This is a genomic window from Armatimonadota bacterium, from assembly GCA_035527535.1.
GTDB lineage: Bacteria > Armatimonadota > Hebobacteria.
Genome location: DATLAK010000164.1, coordinates 1 through 3,426, shown reverse-complemented (window position 1 = coordinate 3,426; position 3,426 = coordinate 1). Strand labels below are relative to the sequence as shown.

The 3,426-nt window shown below is 64.7% G+C and carries 5 protein-coding genes; 1 reads left to right on the top strand and 4 read right to left on the bottom strand.

From position 1 onward, the window contains the following. A partial coding sequence (locus VM221_11545; protein ID HUT75450.1) for a type III pantothenate kinase occupies nt 1-613 on the bottom strand: 613 nt, incomplete at its 3' end. Next, nucleotides 610-900, bottom strand: coding sequence for a hypothetical protein (locus VM221_11540; protein HUT75449.1), 291 nt, complete (start codon nt 898-900; stop codon nt 610-612). The genes VM221_11545 and VM221_11540, both read right to left, overlap by 4 nt. 445 nt (nt 901-1,345) lie before the next feature. Here VM221_11540 and VM221_11535 point away from each other — a divergent pair, with 445 nt between their 5' ends. Next, nucleotides 1,346-1,822 carry a DUF192 domain-containing protein gene (locus VM221_11535; protein ID HUT75448.1) on the top strand — a complete coding sequence of 159 codons (477 nt, stop codon included), beginning with the start codon at nt 1,346-1,348 and terminating at the stop codon, nt 1,820-1,822. 205 nt (nt 1,823-2,027) lie between these two features. Here the strand turns inward: VM221_11535 and VM221_11530 are convergent, their stop codons facing one another. Both VM221_11530 and VM221_11525 read right to left on the bottom strand, forming a co-directional pair. Continuing rightward, nucleotides 2,028-3,191, bottom strand: a complete 1,164-nt coding sequence (locus VM221_11530) for a Gfo/Idh/MocA family oxidoreductase (GenBank protein HUT75447.1) — start codon at nt 3,189-3,191, stop codon at nt 2,028-2,030. A gap of 2 nt (nt 3,192-3,193) precedes the next feature. Continuing rightward, nucleotides 3,194-3,426, bottom strand: a 233-nt coding sequence (locus tag VM221_11525) for a hypothetical protein (protein ID HUT75446.1), incomplete at its 5' end; no start/stop codon positions are given.

The following is a 3,426-nucleotide window of genomic DNA, read 5'->3' as shown; positions in this document are numbered from 1 at the left end:
CCGCGCGCACTCGCGCCAGCAGCTCGCGGGTCTGGCCCACGGCGCCGAAGAAAGCCCCGGCGATCATGCCGCCGCGCGTGTCGGCGGCGATGGCGCGCGGCGCGCGCTCTGGGCGCGTCGGCAGCAGGCGCGAGGCGCGCTCTGCCAGCGCGGCCGCCGAGGTCTCGACCCCCGGAGCTATCGCCCCGCCCAGATATTCCCCCTCGCGGGACACCGCGTCCACGACCGTGGCCGTGCCCAGGCTCACCACTATGATCGGCGAGCCGTAAAGCTCTCGCCCCGCGAGCGCGCCCACCAGGCGATCCGGCCCCAGGGTCGCGGGATCGCCATAGTGGTTGATGATGCCGATGTCGCTGTCGCCGGCGACGACGAAGGGAGCGGGGCCGCAAGCGTTAGTCAGCGCCTCCTGCCATGGCGCGACGGCGTCGGGGATGCCGCTGCACATGGCGGCGGCCGCCGGCGGCGCGGACAGGTGCGCCAGCAGTGCCGCGACCGCATCGGCGGGCGCGCGGCTGCCGGTGGCGAAATGCTCGCGGCCGCCCAGCCGCTCGGCCTCGAACCACCCGAGCTTGGTCTCGCTGTTGCCGACGTCAACCGCCAGCAGCATCGTCATCGCGGGCTGACCCCGCGGCAGACGCCATACAACTGCAGGCCCTTGCTGCCGATCAGCGACGCGACGTACCCCATGACGAACAGCAGCGCCACCTTGAAGCCCATCACCGCCAACACCGACGCGACCGCCGGCGCTGATGCGCGGCTCACGGTCTGCCCGGCGCCCTGGAACAAACTGAAGGTCCACGCGAACACCAGGATCAGCAGCACCACCCCCGCCAGGAAGACCACAAAACCCGCCAGCATGCCGATAGTCTCCCAGCGCATCCTGTGGTGTTGCTCGGACACGTCAATTCCTCGCACCTTGAGCTGCCGTCGTCATTCTAACAGAACGCCCACCGGTGGCGCAAGGGCGGCGAGCGCTGGGAGGCGAGCGCTGACCGTTACCCAGTTTCCGGCGAGGTGACACCGAGATGCTTCACTGCGCGTCCCGACGCTGTCGCAGGAGCGCGCTTCGTTCTGCATGACAGGAGCCGGGACCTGTCATTCAGAGCGTCAGCGAAGAATCTCGCCTTCGCGACGAGCGCGGCCGCACTGGACGGCGCCGGCTGGCTGTGATGCAGCGCGCAGCGCCATGAATGGCGGCAGGCGATGGCTCCTGCCGCAGAGAACACTGGGAACCGTGCGACAGCGCGCCGGCTATCGCGCAGCTTTCGCCTGGTCTGCGAGATTGTTGGCCGACGCGCGGTCAGCGGTATCAGCTGTGGGCGGACGGAGGTGGAGATTGGCGCTGATGGTTTCGGTCCTGGGCGCGGCGCTCTTGGCGCTGTTGACGGGCTGTGGTTCGATCGTCACCACGAACCACCAGCAGGCGCCGTTCACGAAAGAGGGCGAGTTGTCCTTCTTCCGGCAAGGCACCGCGGAGAAGATCGCGCAGATTGACATTGAGATAGCGGACACACCAGCGGAGCGCACACAAGGTCTGATGGGCCGACGTTCTCTGCCGGCCGACGTCGGCATGCTGTTCATCTTCGACACCGCCGCAGTTGTGGCATTTTGGATGAAGGACACCTTCATCCCGCTGGATATGATCTTTGTGAATGATCTCAAAGCGATCGTGCACATCGAGCGGAACACGATCCCCCTTTCGGAGGCGCTGATCAGCTCACGGCAGCCTGCGCGGTACGTGATCGAAGTGAATGCGGGTTATTGCGACCTGCACGGCGTCAGCGTCGGCGATCACATGGACTTCGCGCGCGGCGGCGGCTGATCTCGCGCCGGGCGGTGCCACCGGCCGGCATCCGAGTCGGGACGGCGCCGGCGGTCGAGCATCGCGTTCGCTGCGCTGCGACGAGGGGGAAGGGATCTGGGCTTCTGGCGACGCCTGTTCAAGGGGGTGGACCCCCTGGCGAAGTCATGTCGCTGCGGGCGGCCCGCCCAGGTGCGGGTCGCGGAGCTGCTGCCCGCAAGGGTGCTCACTTATTCAGTGACACCGGAGATCCACTATCCAGTGAGTCAAGCAACGCCAACGCTATCCGCGTACTCAGCGCGCCGGCCTTTGCGTCCGCGTTCTGGGGCTCGCTTCCGTTCAAGTAGCACTCCGCGAAGTGTTCCAGCGACTGGTACCAGCCCTTGTCGGGGATGAACATGTAGAGGTCCGGATTCTCGGGCCCGTAGTCGGCGGCGTTGAACGCGGGTGACGTGGGCCGCCGCGCCGTCTCGATTACCATGCCGAAGTTCTCCCGATACCAGGCCCTCGTCGGCGGCTGAAACGCGGATACCTTGTACTCTTCATAGAAATCGAAACCGAACTTCTCAATCTCAGCCGCGTGCTCCCCGAGGTGAGGCGCGTAGAGGCGATCATACTCGCCCGCAAACCCGCGTACCCGCATATCCACAAAGTCACTCACGGCAATCGCGACATAGGTCCCGAAGACTTCGAGATACTCTTTCCAGAGCGCATACGACCCCATCGAGCCGCACATAAACGACACCTGCGAGCCGTCCGCAAACTCAAGCAGGCAGCAGTTGTTGAGATACTTATCGCCCGTCATGAAGACCCGCTTTGGTTCTGCTTCGAGGAGCCAGCACACGAGGTCCAGGATGTGGGTTCCCTCGTACAATATGCGTTCGTGGCTGGCGTAGAAGTTGTTCGGCTCGTGCTTGCCGGGATTCGGGTACATAAGCCGGTAATTCACAAACCACGGGCGAGGCACCGACTGCATGAGGCGCTTCGTATCGGCGTATGCGGGTGCAAAGCGCCGATTGAAGCCGATTGCCAGTCTTCCGGGGCTTCGCGCTTCGGCCTCCCGCACCGCCGCCGACTCCTCCTCGGTCTCGGACATAGGTTTCTCGCAGAAGACCCACTTGCCCGCGTCAAGACTCTCGATGGTCATCTTCGCGTGCAGATCCTGCTTCGTGCCGATGACCACGATGTCGATATCCGGATCGGCCAGGAGCCTGGTATAGTCGCGCGTGGTGTATCCGACCGGCATCCTTGACGCGTGAGTCTGCAGCCGCTCCTCGTCAAGGTCAGCGATAGCGCGTATTTCCATCACCTCGCTGTCGCGAGCCGTGAGCAGATGATGCGCGCTGATGAAGTTGCCTGCCCCGACGAAACCCGTCCTCGCCTTTGCCAAGATTAAGCCTCCGCGGAGCCGTACATTCGGCGGTATTGCTTGAGAAGGTCCAGGTAAGCCAGCACCTTCTCCACCGGCATTGCGGGTATTCCGCTCTCGGTTCTGGGAAAGAACCTGCTCCCCCGGCAGCCGATTTCCATCACCTGCGCGACGTGGGCGTCGATCTCGTCCACCGTCATCTGCGCGATGGTGGTGCTGATGCCGCCCATGATCGAGATCTTGCCTCCCCAATTCG